General features: G+C 27.8%; 1 protein-coding gene. It reads left to right on the forward strand.

The features are described 5' to 3' along the window. Positions 1-90 precede the first annotated feature (90 nt). Positions 91-252 (forward strand): hypothetical protein, encoded by a 162-nt coding sequence (locus CWB77_RS18460; RefSeq protein ID WP_171043286.1) that lies wholly within the window; start codon positions 91-93, stop codon positions 250-252. The last annotated feature ends 64 nt before the right edge of the window (positions 253-316 follow it).

Consider the following 316-nt stretch of genomic DNA (forward strand, 5'->3'; position numbering starts at 1 on the left):
ACTTTGCTTTTCAATCTGGTGGACAAAAGAAAAATCCTTATTGGTGTATATATAATAAACCAAACTAATAAATACTGACAAAGGGACATTATGACAACTAAAGAAAGTTTGTGCGTAAGTAAATCCAAAATAATTAAAGATTATAGAAATAATGAAATTGCTAACTACGACCAAGAGCATGTCCAACGATGGATTAACCAGTTTGAAGATCATGAACAGGAAATTCAACAACATGAAAAAAATCGAATCTAAAGAAAAAACTTTAACAGAATTGAGAAATTTAATGAATTCGCTGATAATTAAATATCATAAGATT

Origin of the sequence: Pseudoalteromonas sp. S1610 (assembly GCF_005887465.1) — a bacterium.
In the GTDB taxonomy this organism is placed as follows: Bacteria; Pseudomonadota; Gammaproteobacteria; order Enterobacterales; family Alteromonadaceae; genus Pseudoalteromonas; species Pseudoalteromonas undina.